Genomic DNA, 16120 nt, shown 5'->3' with positions numbered 1-16120 from the left:
CTACTCCCACTGACGATTGCGTCCTTTTAGCCAATAGAAGCGTAGGTTGCGCCACGCTTCTTCAGACATGGTGTCTGCCATTAACCAGAAATGCTGGGTTTGTTGCGCCGATCGCCAACGAATCATTACGCCCCAGGGTAGCCAACAGAGCGGCGCGCTAAGTCGCCACTGTTGCTGCTGCCAAGACCAGGTCTCTTGATCATCCATCGCCAGTAAGCCAATCCGTGAGGCGAGCCTTTTTAGGCTGCGCGACCTTTCAATCATCACCGCAATAATCGCTAAAGGCTTCAGTAAATAAAAAGCCCCAAACCAGGGTGTCGCCACAAGTGCAGCTAGCGTTAATAGCACCCAGCTATTGACCAAGATCACGGCATTACGTGAAGGGCCGATCTTAGTTTGCCACAGGTCCACGCGCACTGTTTCGCGTCCGAATCAGTTCGACCATCCCTTTGAGCTCGTCGCTCGCGGGTTGACCATGCCCCATCAACCAATTGAATAAGTCGGGGTCGTCGGCCTTAAGCAGCGCAATAAAGGTCCGCTTTTGCGCGTCAGTTAAGGTGTGATATTCGTGTTCGAAGAAAGGACGAACGGCGATGTCCAGTTCTAACATGCCGCGGCGGCACGCCCAGTGAATACGAGAAGTGTCTTCAATACCTATTTCTGCTAAGTCCACACGCTTTTCCTTATTTTACCCTTAACCAGAGAAGAAGAGTGTACCGCAGAGCCTGGTTGAACGGCAGTACAAATCACCCTCTCTTCGGGCGTGCTCGCATTTTTGTACTTGCTAATCTCTTTCCAGGCTTTACGCTTTAATGAATAATAAACCCAATTTCGTAAAGCGGCTTGGTTCGCTTTCACCTTCACTGTTGGTCGACAGGAGATGTCATGAATTCTCAACCCACCCCTACTGCCTATCACTCAGCGCTGGCTCTCTGCTCGCTTAGCGATTGGGCGCTGGTATCCGCGCAAGGTGCCGATGCCACCACCTATCTGCAGGGCCAACTTACCGCAGATCTCAGCCAATTAGCCGAGAATGATCACCAACTCGCCGCACATTGCGATGCCAAAGGTAAGATGTGGAGTAGTCTGCGGATATTCCATGATGGCGAAGGCTATAGCTATCTATTACGCCGCGACGTGCGTGAACAGCAGCTGACTGAAATAAAAAAATATGCAGTGTTCTCTAAGGTGAGCTTTACCGCCGACGATAGCCGGGCGCTAGTGGGAGTAATGGGGAGCAAAGCGGCTGAGTGCCTAAGCCAATATTTTTCTCAGCTTCCGGATGCCGATCAACCACGGGTTAAGGTCGGTAATACATTGCTATTGTGGCTGCCCACCCCACAAGCCCGCTACATCGTCATTACTGCGCCTTCTCAGGCAGAAGTGTTGCTTAAGGATCACTCCGAGGCGGTATGTGATGCCCAGCACTGGCTGGCCGCCGATATTGCCGCGGGTATTCCGGTGATCGACGCAGCGAATACTGCTCAGTTTATTCCACAAGCTACCAATCTTCAGGCATTGAACGCGATAAGCTTTAAAAAAGGGTGCTATAGCGGCCAAGAGATGGTTGCCCGCGCCAAGTATCGCGGGGCAAACAAACGCGCACTCTATTGGTTAGCCGGTACGGCGCAGCAAGCGGTTGAAGCCGGCAGCGCCGTCGCATTACAAATGGGTGAGAATTGGCGTAAAACCGGAACCGTTCTCTGTTCGGTAATGGTTGCCCCGACTACCCTGTGGGTACAAGTCGTGCTGAATAACGATTTGGGGACCGAGGATAGGTTTCGTCTCGATGGCGATGAGGCCAGTGCATTACAGATCCAGCCACTACCTTATTCACTCGACGAGGCTTAATGCCTTAACCCCTGCCCCCTCAATTCGAAGCTAAAACGTTGAGGGGGCACTAACGAGAATGTCTATCGGTGGGTAGACTCACCGAATATAGAAGTAGATCGCGCAAAAATGGCAAATTGCGCCGCCTAAGACAAAGGCGTGCCATATCGCGTGGTTGAAAGGTATCCGTCGATTGACGTAAAAAACCACCCCTAATGAGTAGACGATTCCACCTATCGCCAACAGCCATACACTCGCCGCCGAGAGCTTAGTCGCCATTTGGTAGATCACGACCAACGAGAGCCAGCCCATAAGTAGATAGGTCACCACCGATAACACTTTGAATCGATGAGCGAACACCAGTTTAAAAAGAATCCCCAATAGGGCCAGTGACCATATTACCACCATCAGGCCTTCCGCCAACGGCGAGCGCAGCCCGACAAGCAGAAATGGCGTATAAGTCCCGGCAATAAGCAGATAAATCGCACAGTGGTCGACTTTCTTTAACCAAGGCTTAGCCGGTTGATAGGGAATGGCATGATAGAGGGTCGAGGCAAGAAACAGCAAGATCATGCTGCCACCATACAGGCTATAGCTGACGAAGGTGATAACGTCGGCATCACGCTCAACTGCTTGAACGAGTAATAGGACTAAGCCGACAACACCAAAAAGACAACCTAGGCCATGACTTACACTGTTTGCTATTTCTTCCGCCAATGAGTATCCGGGAGAATGAGTTTGTGTCTTAGCCATAACAGGTATGTTAACTCCATTATCGTCCGATGAATGAACACCTAGACTAGCTGAGAATAAATTCAGAGTACACTTGTAAGCTTAAATAAAACTGTGAGGAGGTGTAACAGCCCCCTCGCGATAGAGGACTGTTACAAGCATTATTGATAATCCGTGATCGGTACACAGGAGCAAGATAAATTACGGTCGCCGTAAACATCATCCACTCTCTTGACCGTTGGCCAGTATTTATTCTCAACGCCCTGAGGGAAGACCGCTGTTTCACGGGAGTAGGCATGTTGCCAGTCGCTAACCAGTTCTTGCTGGATATGGGGGGCATTCACCAGAGGGTTATCGTCCAAGGGCCACTGACCTTCTGCGACTTGCTCAATCTCGCGACGGATAGCTAACATCGCATCGACGAATCGATCCAGTTCACCTAAGCTTTCGGACTCCGTTGGCTCCACCATTAAGGTCCCGGCGACAGGGAAGGACATGGTCGGTGCATGGAAGCCATAGTCGATTAATCGCTTAGCGATATCCATCTCACTGATAACGCTACGTTCTTTAAGAGGCCGAATATCGAGAATACATTCATGCGCCACACGACCTTCTGGTCCGGTATAGAGAATGTCGTAGTCTGACGATAAGCGGCTAGCAATATAGTTAGCATTCAGAATCGCGAGGGCACTCGCTTGCTTCAGGCCCTCGCCTCCCATCATTCTGATATACATCCAACTAATTGGCAGGATCGACGCACTGCCAAAAGGGGCTGCAGTGACTGCACCTTGCTCGGTGAGTAAGGTTGACTGGACGATACTGTGTCCTGGGACAAACGGCGCGAGATGCGCTTTTACCCCTATCGGTCCCATTCCTGGGCCGCCACCGCCGTGAGGAATACAGAACGTTTTATGCAGATTAAGGTGGGAGACATCGGCACCAATATGGCCTGGTGTAGTGATCCCCACTTGTGCATTCATGTTGGCGCCATCCAAATAGACTTGCCCACCATGCTGATGGACAATTTCGCAGACTTCACGAATGGTCTGCTCGTAAACCCCATGAGTAGAGGGATAGGTCACCATGATGCAGGAGAGCTGATCACCTGCTTGCCTTGCCTTGGTACGGAGGTCTTCGAGATCGATATTACCTTGTTTATCACAGGCAACCACTACCACGTCCATACCGGCCATTTGCGCGGAGGCAGGGTTAGTACCATGGGCAGAAGCAGGAATAAGGCAGATATGGCGTTGTGCTTGATGACGGCTTTCATGGTAACGACGGATAGCTAGTAGCCCCGCATATTCGCCTTGGGCGCCTGAGTTGGGCTGCATACAGAGCGCGTCATAACCGGTCAGGGTGATCAGCCATTCAGAAAGCTGTTCAATCATCTGCAGGTATCCCGCGGCTTGATTCGTCGGGCAGAACGGATGGAGGTCGGAAAATTCTGGCCAGGTAATAGGTAACATTTCGGCGACGGCATTGAGCTTCATCGTGCAGGAGCCAAGAGGGATCATTGCTTGGTTGAGTGCTAAGTCTTTGCGCTCAAGTTTGTGAAGATAGCGCAGCATCTCCGTTTCGCTGTGATACTGATTAAAGACTGGGTGGCTCAGAATAGCGTCTTCACGCTGCAATGGTGCTGGAATAATGACTTGCGTGCTGACAAGACTGTCTTCTTGGTCAAGATCAACGATGATTTTACGTCCAAGCAGTACCTCTATTAAAACGAGAAGATCTTGGCGTTGCGTGGTTTCATCCAGCGTAATCCCCACCGCATGGTAGAGGTCGCTGCGCAGATTAGTATGCTGCTGCTTTGCGCGTTTGAGGACCTCGGATTTATCGGGCACCTCGACCGTTAAGGTATCAAACCACTGCGCGTAGCGTAGGGTTAGCCCATTATCTTGCACGATTTTTGCGAGGATTTTCGTATATCGATGAATACGCTGGGCGATACGTGTTAACCCTTTAGGACCATGCCACACTGCGTACATCCCGGCGATATTCGCCAGTAGGACCTGGGAAGTACAGATATTAGAGTTGGCTTTCTCACGACGGATATGTTGCTCGCGAGTTTGCATCGCCATCCGCAGCGCGATATTGCCTTGGACATCACGTGAAACGCCGATAATCCGGCCCGGCATGGCTCGCTTATAGGCTTCTTTGGTGGCAAAGAATGCCGCATGCGGGCCACCGTAACCCATAGGAATGCCAAAACGTTGCGACGAACCAAAAACGATATCAGCTCCTAATTTCCCCGGTGATTCAAGAAGCACTAAGGCCATAAATTCAGCGGCGACAGCAATGATTACGCCCTGCTCGGTTAACGCTGCCATCAGTTGACGATAGTCGTGCAACGCTCCCTGCGAACCGCAATATTGTAGGCAGACACCAAAGAGATCTTGATGGTCTAGCGCCTTCTCAGCGCTATCGACCACCAGCTCAAACCCAAAGGTTTCTGCGCGGGTTTTGATAACATCGAGGGTCTGCGGATGAATATCCTCTGCGACAAAAAACTTATTGGCATTTTTACGTTTGCTCACCCGCTTAGCCATCGCCATCGCCTCAGCCGCCGCCGTTGCTTCGTCAAGTAGCGAGGCGGAGGCAACGTCCATTCCCGTGAGATCTATCGTAACCTGTTGGAAATTGAGTAAGGCTTCCAGCCGCCCTTGTGACACTTCCGGTTGATAAGGAGTATAAGCCGTGTACCATCCGGGATTCTCAAGTACATTGCGCAGTATAACCGGTGGCGTTAACACCGCGCTGTAGCCCATACCAATCCAAGATTTATAGCGAAGGTTTTTTGCCGCAATGGCTTTCAACTCTGCCAACGCTTGGTGCTCACTGGCCGAAGGCAATTGCAGGGGCGAAGAGGATAACTGAATATTTTCGGGGACGATAGACGCAATTAACCTCGGCAAATCAGTTGCGCCAATCTGCTGCAACATCTGTTGTTGTTGATCGATATCCGGGCCAATATGGCGACGGATAAAAGCATCGGGATGTTCTAACTGGCTGAGTGTTTGCGTCATCGTCTTACTCACTTATTGATCAAGGTTTGGTAGGCATCGGCATCAAGTAATTGGTTAAGCTCATTTTCGTTAGTGATCTTAATGTTAAATAACCAACCCGCCTCGTAAGGAGAGGTGTTTACAAGCTCAGGGCTGTCATTGAGTTCATCATTGACTGCAACGATCTCGCCGCTGATCGGCGCATAAATATCAGAGGCCGCTTTAACCGATTCGGCAACCGCGCAGTCGTCGCCGACGCTGACTTCACGACCGACTTCAGGCAGATCTACAAACACCATGTCGCCGAGTAGGCTTTGTGCATGTTCGGTGATTCCCACAGTGACCGATCCATCCTCTTCTTGACGTACCCATTCGTGGCTATCAAGGTATTTTAGGTGTTTTGGTACATTGCTCATTTTATTCTCCATAATTAAATCAATGATTTACCTGCGCGGACAAAGCAGGGTTGCGTAACAGACACGGACAGTTCACGCTGGCGAATCAGTACGACAGCCTTATCCCCTACCGTTGCCGGCACCCGTGCAAGCGCGATACTGCAGCCCAATGTCGGGGAGAACGAACCACTGGTGATAACGCCTTGCTGAGGATTTCCATTGATATCGGTAAAGGAGACCGGTAAAGCATTACGCAGGACGCCTTTCTCATGCAGTACCAAGCCAACCAGTTTTTCAGTGCCTTGCTCTTGTAGACGTTCGAGCGCCGCTCTACCGATAAACTCCCGTTCTTCCGGTTGCCAAGCCACCGTCCAAGCCATATTCGCGGCAAGCGGGTTAATCGCCTCATCCATCTCTTGCCCATAAAGATTTAATCCCGCTTCGAGGCGCAAGGTATCTCGCGCCCCTAAGCCAGCCGGTTTGACGCCTACCGCAAGTAATGCTTGCCATAGCGATGCAGCCTGCTTGGCAGGGAGTGCGATTTCATAGCCTCGTTCACCGGTATAGCCAGTGGTCGCGATAAACCAGCCGCCGCTTTCCACTGAGAAGAAGGGCTTGAGTTCCGCTACCGCAGCACGCTGTTCAGTACTCATCACCGATTGGCTTTTCTCTATTGCCTCAGGGCCTTGTATTGCGATAAGCGCTAAGTCTCGTCGTTCCTCAATTTGAATACCATATTCTTTAGACTGTTCTGAGATCCACGCTAGATCGTTTTCGCGTGTTGCTGAGTTGACGACTAAACGGAAGTGTTGCTCATCGATAAAATAGACAATCAAGTCATCGATAACGCCTGCCGAGGCATTCAGCATGGCGCTATAGAGCGCCTTACCAGGCTGCGTCAACTTAGCCACATCATTGGCTAACAGATAACGTAGAAATTGTCGGGTACGGGCGCCAGTCAGGTCGACAATGGTCATATGGGATACATCAAACATACCTGCTGCACGGCGCACGGCATGATGCTCATCAAGCTGGGAACCATAATGCAGTGGCATTAGCCATCCGTGGAAGTCGACCATGCGTGCACCGCAGGCTTGGTGTTGTGCAAAGAGAGGGGTTTGTTGACTCATAACACTCCTTCTGCCGCGTGAAATCGCGGTGAGTTAGCTTGCTGAGGTCGAGCGTTAGGGTTAGAAACGCAAACGTTACCTTTCTTGCACGTTATCACTCATTTCATCGCTTAGCCATAAGGTGAAATAGGGGCAAAGCTGTGATGCACCAAAAAGGAGCGGACACGCTTAAGCAGAGGTGATTGATAAAATAAGGCGGCATTAAGCAGAAAAATGGCGACAAAAGCCGCCATCTAGAGAGAAAAATAAGATAGGCCATTCGACTCATTTAGCCTGCTCGGACTATTTTATTCGCTTTCGGATTAGTTTTCCTAAGGGTGGAAATGGTCAATAATTAGAATAAATCAGCTTTCACAACCTTGGTGCAATTGCTGAGATGTGAGGAAAATCACACCAGCATCTTGCATCGCCAGCTTGGCGCGTTGCAGTGATCCGTCAATATCGATCGCTCGGCAAGCATCCTCTACTACCCAAGTGGCTAATCCCGCTTGAGCCGCGTCTATAGCCGTCCATGCAACACAGAAATCTGTGGCAAGTCCGGTTATCACCACCTGATCGATCCCCTGCGCTTGCAGCCAGGCCAGCAGCCCGGTTGAGGTACTGCGATCCGCCTCTAAAAAGGCAGAGTAGCTGTCGATGGATTGATGAACGCCTTTACGGAGAATCAATCTGGCATGAGGAAGGGATAAATCATCCGATAATTCAGCCCCGACACTCCCTTGTATACAGTGATCCGGCCATAAACATTGCGGGCCATAGGGCATATCAATTACTTGGTAATCTTGATACCCCGGGTGAGAGGAACTGAAGGAGGAATGGCCGGCAGGATGCCAATCTTGGGTAATGACCACCTGCTGGAATAACGGTGCAATCTGGTTAATAACCGGGATCACTTCATCACCCCGAGGTACCGCTAGCGCTCCCTGCGGCAGAAAATCGTTTTGAACATCGACGACAAGCAGTGCCGTATTGTTACCTATCGCAATCGAGTGGTGAGCCATCTCCCCTCCTTCTATTTACGCAGCCACTCGGGTAAATCGTGTTCACCCAAGGCCTGCTTAATGAGCTGTGGTTTAATCCCAGGTAGCTTATCCGCAAGGGTCAAGCCGATATCACGCACCATTTTTTTCAGTGGATGTTGCCCTGCAAAGAGGTCTTGGAAGCTTTGCATACTCGCCAGCATTTTGGCCGCACTGAGCTTTCTCAAGCGTTCATAGCGGCGAAGATAGAGGTGTTGACCAATATCTTTACCCTCTTGCTGTAGACGAATAAGTTGGCCGATAAGCTCGGCAGCATCCATAAAGCCGAGATTCACTCCCTGTCCCGCCAGCGGGTGAATGGTGTGTGCCGCATCACCCACTAACACAAGTCGATGGCTGGCAAATTGTCGGGCGTAACGTGCCGTTAACGGGAAAGTTTTACGTTCACTGTTCAGAGTACAAGGCCCTAACTGCATATCAAATGTGACAGCCAGTTGCTGACAGAATAATGATTCATCCATTAAGCTAAGCTTTTTCGCGGTTTGCGGCTCAGTGGACCAGACAATTGAACAATGGTGCGGATCTTCAAAAGGAAGAAAAGCGAGAATGCCTTCGCCGTGGAAAACCTGGCGGGCGACCCCTTGGTGAGGCTGTTCGGTACAGATATTCGCGACTAATGCGTGATGCTTGTAATCCCAGAAGGTTAAAGGTATGTCAGCTTTTGCTCTGAGCCAAGACTGGGCGCCATCTGCTGCCACCATCAAGCGGGCGGTCATCATGCTGCCATCTTGTAAGCTGACAAAGGTCTCGTTGTCACCGAAGGCGGTCTGGACTAGGGCGGCATTTGGGAGAAGCGTAATATGCGACAATTTTTCAGCCTGACGCCATAGGGCTGCATGCAGTACAGAATTTTCAATGATATACCCTAAGCCGTGGCCACCCAGCTCAGCGTCATCGAAGGCGATGTGTCCGAAGCTATCTTTTTCCCAGACTTTCATACCGTGATAACAGCTGGCACGCATTTGCAGGATATCTTGCCACACCCCCAATTTTTCCAAGAGACGTTGGCTTGCTCGGTTGATTGCCGACACCCGCACCGATAGCGGGTCCTGTGGGCTAAAGTGTGGGGCCGCTCCTTGTTCGAGGACCGCAACACTGAGTCCTGACTCTTTAAGACCACACGCGACTGCGAGGCCGACCATTCCCCCACCAGCAATAATAATATCGTAGCTTTGCATGAATATTCTCTTAATTTAACGTTTAACCCAGCCTAAGGTTCGGCTAGCGAGGTGGTGCTTTAACCCGGTAACTCGTTCCATCGCGAGTAACCCCAGGTTACGGCCAATAATGAGAGGCAGGTTATCATTGGCAAAGAGTCGAACTAAACCATCGGTAATAGCAATGGTTGTTGCACGGTCTTGTGCTCTTCGCTGCTGGTAGCGATTTAATACACTAAACTGCCCCATATCCTGCTGCTGTTTATCAGCCTCTGCTAGGGTTTCGGCCAAACTCATCACATCCCTCAGCCCAAGGTTAAAGCCCTGACCTGCAATAGGATGAAGAGATTGTGCAGCATTACCAATCACTACGGCGCGGTGTGTGATCAACGACTGCGCTTGATGCAAGCTTAGTGGATAGGACTCGCGCTGGCCAACTTGCGTAAATTGCCCGAGTCGCCAGCCAAACTCACGTTGTAATTGCTGCAGGAATGTCGACTTATCAGCCGCTAATAGCCTTTCACTGGTCGATGCTGCTACACACCACACCAAGGATAAACGGTTATCTGACATCGGCAATAGGGCAATAGGCCCATGCTGAGTGAAACGTTCGTAGGCTCGACCATTATGTGGCATTGAAGTACTGACATTCGCGATAATGGCAACTTGCTGGTAATCATCACGTTGCCAAGTAAAGCCAGCTTGAGTCGCCAAGGCAGATCGACTGCCGCTGGCGATGACTAACGTCTGTGCGTCTAGCGTTTGACCGCTTTCCAGTGTGACCGATACCTGCTGTGCCGTACGGGTCATCTCGACCACTTTTTCCGGGCAAAGTAGCGTGACACCAGCTGCCTGTTGTAACTGATTAAACAGAACTTTTCCTGCCGCTTGCAGTTCGATCACGTTGCCTAAGGCAGGTAAATGGTAATCATCCCGACAGAGTTCGACTTGGCCAAGATGGCCGCGGTCAGAGACATGGATGTCAGTAATAGGCGTTGCATAAGGCTCCAGTGCCGACCAGACACCGATACGTGCAAGTTGCTGGCAGGTTCCCGCCGCCAGCGCTATCGCTCGGCTATCAAACCCGGGATGGGCGGCATCCTGCGGGGAGCTCCCCTCAATGAGGGTGACCGGAATATGACCCTGCGATAAGGTGGAAAGCGCAAGCGCAAGCGTTGCCCCAGCCATCCCACCGCCGACAATAATTACGCTCATAGTGGCTTATTTTCACCTTGACGACATGCCTGCGCCGATTGCATTAACTCTTCAATGGCATCAGGATCTTTCACGACCTGCTCGGTTAAATTTTCATGCCCGGTTTCGGTGATCACGATATCGTCTTCAATACGAATCCCAATGCCGCGATAGCATTCAGGCACCTTGGCATCAGGGGCAATATAAAGTCCCGGTTCAACGGTTAATACCATGCCCGGTTCTAGGACACGGGTACGATCCGCGCTGCCATAATGGCCGACATCATGCACATCCAGACCGAGCCAGTGACTTAAACCATGCATAAAATAGGGACGATACGATTTCTCTTCGATCAATTGCGTGACCTCGCCTTCTAAAATTCCTAGGCGTACTAGGCCTTCAACCTTGATACGCACAACCGCTTCTGTCACCTCAGCGATGGTTACGCCAGGGCGAAACAGGGATAAGGCAGTCGTTAAGGCTTGCAAAACGATCTCGTAGAGTTGGCGTTGTGGGGCGGTAAATTTTCCGTCGACAGGAAATGTTCGGGTGATATCCCCTGCGTAACCATATAGCTCACAGCCCGCATCGATCAGGACTAAGTCCCCCTGTTTAAGTCGAGATTCATTTTCAGTGTAATGAAGAATGCAGGCATTATCACCTCCTCCGACAATGGTATTGTAGGAGGGGAATCGAGACCCGTGTCGAGAGAATTCATGATGGATTTCACCTTCCAACTGATACTCATACATGCCGTGCTGACATTGCTGCATTGCGCGCTGGTGAGCGAGCGCACTGATACGCCCAGCCTCACGTAAGATCGCCAGTTCTTCTTCATCTTTAATCACGCGCATGTCATGGACAATGGGTCGCCAATCGATGACAGTGGTCGGCGCGCTAAGGTTTTTCCGCGATCCTTCACGCAAGGTTTTTAATGCAGCGGCAACTTTTTGATCCGCAAAATCGTATTCGCCACTGGCATGATAAATCGTGGTTAACCCGTTAAGCACCTGCGCCAGTTGCTCATCAATTTCTCCCCATGGAAGCGCACGGTCAACGCCAAGCTTATCGATTGCGGCTTCTTGGCCAAGGCGGCGACCAAACCAGATCTCGGCATGGGGATCACGGTAACGGTTAAAGAGTATACTGTGGTTATGCTGTTCATCACTCTTAATCAGAATGAGTAGCGCCTCAGGCTCGTTAAAGCCGGTGAAGTACCAGAAGTCACTATTTTGGCGAAAGAGATATTCGGTATCTCGGCTTCTGGTAACCTCTGGCGCAGCAAAAATTAATGCCGCGCTACCCGGTACCATCTTTTTCAGCAAGGCCTGACGGCGTTGACAGTAATTTTTCTGAGAAATCATACCCTAAGCTCCCTGTAACCCATTTTACCGTGAAAGGATCAATGTAATGTTGGACCCTGTGTGACAGCTGAGGCATCCGATTGCGGTGTATTGAAGGTTTCATGACAGAGTAAAGCAGCGACTCTGACATATTCAATGACTTCCTCCAAAGATTGTGCAAGTTCTTCCGGATCTTCATCTTCGTCGTAGCCTAATTGAGCAATAGTGCGCAGATCGTCGATGGCTTCCCCGGCTTCTCCCTTCACTTTATCTAATTTCGGCTGCGTGACCCCTAAGCCTAGTAGAAAATGGTTTACCCAGCCGGCGAGTGCATCGGCGCGCTCAAAGACGTTATCACCTTGGTCATCCGGTAAATAGAGTTGAAAATTGAATCCATCTTCCTCTAGCGAGTGCAATGTATTATCGTATACCGCTTGCAAGAATTGATTGAGTTGGACAGAGAAGGCGATACCTTCATTGGTGAGGTCATGAACCAGTGCTTTCCAGCTATGATCTTTAGTCCCACCGCAAAGAATTCCGCTGAGTAAACCATGCATCTCAGCGGCGGTCATACCGACACCTTGTGTCGCGAGTTCGCTGTTAAGCGTGTTATAGTTCGGTGAAGTCATAATTATCCATAGTCTTAGGAAAGTGAAGTGAGGTCTATGCTACCATCAGCACCCTCATCGATTCCAGAAAAGGGGTTGTAACTTCTGCCTCAGGTAGATATAGTGGCGCCCTTCCAGAGCAAGTGACTTTGGGAGCGGACAACGTAATTATCAGGAAGGTAACATGTCTGCGCAACCGGTAGATATTCATATTTTTGGTCGTTCACTGCGAGTGAATTGTCCTCCAGAACAAAAAGAAGCTCTACTTTCTGCGGCTGAGGATCTTGACCAGCGCCTGCAGGATTTAAAACACAGAACACGCGTTACGAATACTGAACAATTAGTGTTCATTGCAGCTTTGAATATTTGTCACGAACTTGCGCAAGAAAAGAACAAGACCCGTGATTATGCGAGTAATATGGAACAACGTATTCGTGTTCTGCAGCAGACTATCGAACAGGCTTTAGTCGAACAAGGGCGTATCAGTGATCGCCCAGAAAGTAAATTCGAATAATAGTTTTAGGGATCCTGTGCTATAATACTCCCTGAACAACGTATTCTCTGAGATGTTTGCAAGCGGGCCAGTCCCCTGAGCCGATATTTAGTACTACTAGAACGTGGCGCCTCATATCTTGTGTGCATGCTCGGTTCGTCCGAGAAGCCTAATAGGTATGACGACATGTTCACCTTGAACCAAGGGTTCAAGGGTTACAGCTCGCAGCGGCATCTCGGAGATCCCCTCTTCTCCCTTTTAGTTTTCCTTTACTGTCTCAATGTATCGCCCTATTATCCTTGAGTGCCCTCACAAGGATGTTATGTCATGGACTCATCTCTAGCTCAACAGCGCCAAGCTTTACGCCAGCATATGCGTCGCCTTAGACGTTCACTGAGTGACACTCAGCAATTCCAAGCCAGCCAGCAACTCGCTGAACACGCTATTCTCTTCTCTCCAATTGAGCAGTCACACCGTATTGCGCTGTTTCTCTCGATGGACGGTGAAATAAATACTCGACCGCTTATTGCACGGTTATGGCATTTGGGGAAAAGTGTTTATCTCCCTCGTATCGATCCCACATGCTCCACTTCCCTGATATTCCAGCAATATACTCCACAAACTAATTTAATAAAGCATCGCTTAGGGATGTTGGAGCCTGAGGAAAATACCGAGGAGATCTGTGCCTTCACTGAGTTGGATGTGGTAATTGTGCCTTTGGTGGCGTTTGATAGCACAGGCCAGCGTTTAGGGATGGGCGGAGGATTTTATGATCGCCTACTCGCCGATTGGCAGAAGACGTCAGTTTTTCCGATTGGGGTGGCACATGATTGTCAGCTCCAGGAAGCACTCCCCATTGAATCTTGGGATATCCCCTTACCTGCAGTGATTACGCCTAATCGATTATGGCAATGGAATAATAAAGAGGCCTAACGGCCTCTTTGGTCTCAGCATTAGTAAAGCAATCTAGCACGGATAGTGCCTGGAATTTCCTTCATCAGCTGCAACGCTTTATCTGCCACTTCTTGCTCAGCATCAACATCAATGACCACATAACCTAAGTGAGGCGAGGTCTGTAGGTACTGGCCAACGATATTAATATTTTGATCGCCAAAGATATTGTTAATCGCGGTCAGAATGCCTGGGCGGTTCTCGTGGATATGAAGAATACGACTCGCCGAAGCACTGTGTGCCGGCAGTGAGACTTCAGGGAAGTTGACTGCAGAAAGGGTTGAACCATTATCTGAGTATTTCGCCAGTTTACCTGCTACCTCAATCCCGATATTTTCTTGGGCTTCTTGGGTCGAACCACCGATATGTGGGGTTAAGATAACATTATCAAACTTGCAGAGCGGCGAGTCGAACGGATCGCTGTTAGAAGCCGGTTCAACCGGGAATACGTCGATGGCTGCACCACTTAAATGTTTACTCTCTAAGGCTTCACAGAGCGCAGGAATGTCGATAACGGTTCCGCGTGAGGCATTAATCAATAATGCGCCAGGTTTCATCGCTGCCAATTGATCTTTGCTGATCATATCTTGGGTATTCGCGGTTTCTGGGACGTGTAAGCTGACCACATCACTCATTGCCAGTAACTTATCCAGTGACTCAACCTGCGTTGCATTCCCCAGCGGCAGTTTGCTTTCGATATCGTAGAAGTAAACATACATACCTAAGCTTTCCGCTAACACGCCCAATTGCATCCCGATATGGCCGTAACCGATGATACCGAGTTTCTTACCACGCGCTTCATAGCTGCCTTTAGCATTTTTGTTCCAGATACCACGATGCGCTTTTGCATTAGCTTCTGGAATACCGCGCATCAGCAATAATAGTTCGCCGATAACTAATTCCGCTACCGAACGGGTATTAGAGAAGGGGGCGTTAAAAACAGGGATACCGCGCGATGCGGCGGCGTTGAGATCAACTTGGTTGGTGCCGATACAGAAGCAGCCAACCGCAATCAGTTTCTCGGCCTCTGCAAAGATCTCTTCGGTTAACTGCGTGCGAGAACGTAATCCGACGAAGTGAGCATCACGGATCGATTCCTTGAGTTGCTCTGGACTGAGCGCAGCTTTATGGAATTCGATATTGGTATAACCCGCCGCTTTTAAATTATCAAGGGCAGATTGGTGAACACCCTCAACCAACAGAAACTTAATCTTGTCTTTTTCCAGTGAAACCTTAGCCATTACCCGACCCTATAAAAGTGATTTTCGTAAAATACCCTTAGCTGACTGTCAACATAAGAAAAAAATAGGCTAAGAGCAACACCCTACAAAATTTTGAAACGATCGACGCAATCGTTTACCTTTGCGCCTTACAACGCCAAAACACTGTCTATTACAGATGATTTAGCGTATTAACTTGAGGTGGAGGTTATTTGTGATATAAATCACTATTTGTGGGTGGCGACTCTTTTTTCGTGGCCGTCAGGAATAATTTTTTTAACGCCGTTTTCATCACCAATTAACGCAATATCTGCACCACGTTTAGCGAACAGTCCAACCGTCACCACCCCTGGTAATGCATTGATGGCGACTTCTAATCTATCCGGATCGTCAATACGCAAATCGTAAACATCGAGAATGATGTTACCATTATCGGTGACGATATCTTTGCGATACTCCGGGCGGCCGCCAAGTTTCACTAACTCGCGGGCGACATAGGCTTGAGCCATAGGGATAACTTCGACGGGTAAAGGAAAGTGGCCTAAACAGTCGACCAGCTTCGATTGGTCGGCAATACAGATAAAGGTCTCGGCAACTGCGGCGATGATTTTTTCCCGGGTAAGCGCTGCGCCACCGCCTTTGATCATTTGTAGATCAGGATTGATTTCATCTGCGCCATCGATATACAAGGAAAGGGAGTCGATTTCATTTAGGTCGAAAACCGGAATACCATACGATTTTAAACGTTCTGTCGAGGCTTCTGAACTGGACACTGTACCAATAATGTCGTGTTTACGGGTGGCTAATGCATCAATAAAATGCGCTGCCGTTGTACCGGTGCCTACACCAACGATCGTATTGGGCTGAACATAGTCTAGCGCCGCCCAGCCTACTGCTTTTTTAAGTTCGTCCTGAGTCATGGTATGTTAAAACCTATACGTGTTGCGGTAGCAGTAGTATAAAACAAGCTTATCTAAAATAGTGATTTTTCATTAGTTGAAGTGTAGTTTTACGCATTC

16 protein-coding genes and 1 other RNA gene are annotated in these 16120 nt (G+C 49.6%); 4 read left to right on the top strand and 13 right to left on the bottom strand.

Annotated elements, in window-relative coordinates:
* The gene (locus tag MKR94_RS14445) at nucleotides 1–411 is read right to left on the bottom strand and encodes a protein YgfX (RefSeq protein WP_241647572.1); all 411 of its coding nucleotides are present in this window, start codon (nucleotides 409–411) and stop codon (nucleotides 1–3) included.
* The gene (sdhE, locus tag MKR94_RS14440) at nucleotides 392–658 is read right to left on the bottom strand and encodes an FAD assembly factor SdhE (RefSeq protein WP_048912650.1); all 267 of its coding nucleotides are present in this window, start codon (nucleotides 656–658) and stop codon (nucleotides 392–394) included. The genes MKR94_RS14445 and sdhE overlap by 20 nt, the downstream gene beginning before the upstream one ends.
* Before the next feature lie 227 nt (nucleotides 659–885).
* Here sdhE and ygfZ point away from each other — a divergent pair, with 227 nt between their 5' ends.
* The gene (ygfZ, locus tag MKR94_RS14435) at nucleotides 886–1851 is read left to right on the top strand and encodes a tRNA-modifying protein YgfZ (protein WP_241647571.1); all 966 of its coding nucleotides are present in this window, start codon (nucleotides 886–888) and stop codon (nucleotides 1849–1851) included.
* A gap of 78 nt (nucleotides 1852–1929) precedes the next feature.
* On the opposite strand, the gene trhA is transcribed toward ygfZ, so the two are convergent.
* The 9 genes from trhA to MKR94_RS14390 all read right to left on the bottom strand — a co-directional run bounded on the left by trhA (nucleotide 1930) and on the right by MKR94_RS14390 (nucleotide 12458).
* A complete protein-coding gene (trhA, locus tag MKR94_RS14430) occupies nucleotides 1930–2583 on the bottom strand; it encodes a PAQR family membrane homeostasis protein TrhA (RefSeq protein WP_241647570.1) in 654 nt (217 codons plus the stop codon).
* Nucleotides 2584–2723: 140 nt separating this feature from the next.
* Complete coding sequence (gene gcvP / locus MKR94_RS14425) at nucleotides 2724–5591, bottom strand: aminomethyl-transferring glycine dehydrogenase (RefSeq protein ID WP_241647569.1); 2868 nt, start codon at nucleotides 5589–5591, stop codon at nucleotides 2724–2726.
* Nucleotides 5592–5599: 8 nt separating this feature from the next.
* Complete coding sequence (gcvH, locus tag MKR94_RS14420; protein ID WP_241647568.1) at nucleotides 5600–5986, bottom strand: glycine cleavage system protein GcvH; 387 nt, start codon at nucleotides 5984–5986, stop codon at nucleotides 5600–5602.
* A gap of 14 nt (nucleotides 5987–6000) precedes the next feature.
* A complete protein-coding gene (gene gcvT, locus MKR94_RS14415) occupies nucleotides 6001–7095 on the bottom strand; it encodes a glycine cleavage system aminomethyltransferase GcvT (RefSeq protein ID WP_241647567.1) in 1095 nt (364 codons plus the stop codon).
* Nucleotides 7096–7439: 344 nt separating this feature from the next.
* Nucleotides 7440–8096, bottom strand: coding sequence for a bifunctional nicotinamidase/pyrazinamidase (gene pncA, locus MKR94_RS14410; protein ID WP_241647566.1), 657 nt, complete (start codon nucleotides 8094–8096; stop codon nucleotides 7440–7442).
* Between the two features lie 11 nt (nucleotides 8097–8107).
* A complete protein-coding gene (gene ubiI / locus MKR94_RS14405; RefSeq protein ID WP_241647565.1) occupies nucleotides 8108–9313 on the bottom strand; it encodes an FAD-dependent 2-octaprenylphenol hydroxylase in 1206 nt (401 codons plus the stop codon).
* A 15-nt stretch (nucleotides 9314–9328) separates the two neighbouring features.
* Nucleotides 9329–10507, bottom strand: a complete 1179-nt coding sequence (ubiH, locus tag MKR94_RS14400; protein ID WP_241647564.1) for a 2-octaprenyl-6-methoxyphenyl hydroxylase — start codon at nucleotides 10505–10507, stop codon at nucleotides 9329–9331.
* Nucleotides 10504–11850 (bottom strand): Xaa-Pro aminopeptidase, encoded by a 1347-nt coding sequence (gene pepP / locus MKR94_RS14395; RefSeq protein ID WP_241647563.1) that lies wholly within the window; start codon nucleotides 11848–11850, stop codon nucleotides 10504–10506. The genes ubiH and pepP overlap by 4 nt, the downstream gene beginning before the upstream one ends.
* Before the next feature lie 38 nt (nucleotides 11851–11888).
* Nucleotides 11889–12458 (bottom strand): YecA/YgfB family protein, encoded by a 570-nt coding sequence (locus tag MKR94_RS14390; protein ID WP_241647562.1) that lies wholly within the window; start codon nucleotides 12456–12458, stop codon nucleotides 11889–11891.
* 163 nt (nucleotides 12459–12621) lie between these two features.
* On the opposite strand from MKR94_RS14390, the gene zapA reads away from it, so the two are divergent.
* The 3 genes from zapA (at nucleotide 12622) to MKR94_RS14375 (ending at nucleotide 13863) form a co-directional block, all read left to right on the top strand.
* Nucleotides 12622–12951 carry a cell division protein ZapA gene (gene zapA / locus MKR94_RS14385; protein ID WP_048912634.1) on the top strand — a complete coding sequence of 110 codons (330 nt, stop codon included), beginning with the start codon at nucleotides 12622–12624 and terminating at the stop codon, nucleotides 12949–12951.
* 41 nt (nucleotides 12952–12992) lie between these two features.
* Nucleotides 12993–13176, top strand: a non-coding RNA gene (gene ssrS / locus MKR94_RS14380) — 6S RNA.
* 81 nt (nucleotides 13177–13257) lie between these two features.
* Nucleotides 13258–13863: a 5-formyltetrahydrofolate cyclo-ligase gene (locus tag MKR94_RS14375; protein WP_241647561.1), complete on the top strand. Its 606-nt coding sequence runs from the start codon at nucleotides 13258–13260 to the stop codon at nucleotides 13861–13863.
* A 20-nt stretch (nucleotides 13864–13883) separates the two neighbouring features.
* Here MKR94_RS14375 and serA read toward each other — a convergent pair whose 3' ends face one another.
* Both serA and rpiA read right to left on the bottom strand, forming a co-directional pair.
* The gene (gene serA, locus MKR94_RS14370) at nucleotides 13884–15122 is read right to left on the bottom strand and encodes a phosphoglycerate dehydrogenase (RefSeq protein ID WP_241647560.1); all 1239 of its coding nucleotides are present in this window, start codon (nucleotides 15120–15122) and stop codon (nucleotides 13884–13886) included.
* Nucleotides 15123–15328: 206 nt separating this feature from the next.
* Nucleotides 15329–16021, bottom strand: a complete 693-nt coding sequence (gene rpiA / locus MKR94_RS14365) for a ribose-5-phosphate isomerase RpiA (protein WP_241647559.1) — start codon at nucleotides 16019–16021, stop codon at nucleotides 15329–15331.
* Nucleotides 16022–16120 lie beyond the last annotated feature (99 nt).

It is taken from the genome of Rosenbergiella metrosideri (assembly GCF_022602565.1).
Taxonomy (GTDB): Bacteria; Pseudomonadota; Gammaproteobacteria; order Enterobacterales; family Enterobacteriaceae; genus Rosenbergiella; species Rosenbergiella metrosideri.
Note: the sequence above shows the minus strand (reverse complement) of the source record. Positions and strands in the feature narration are given on the sequence as shown.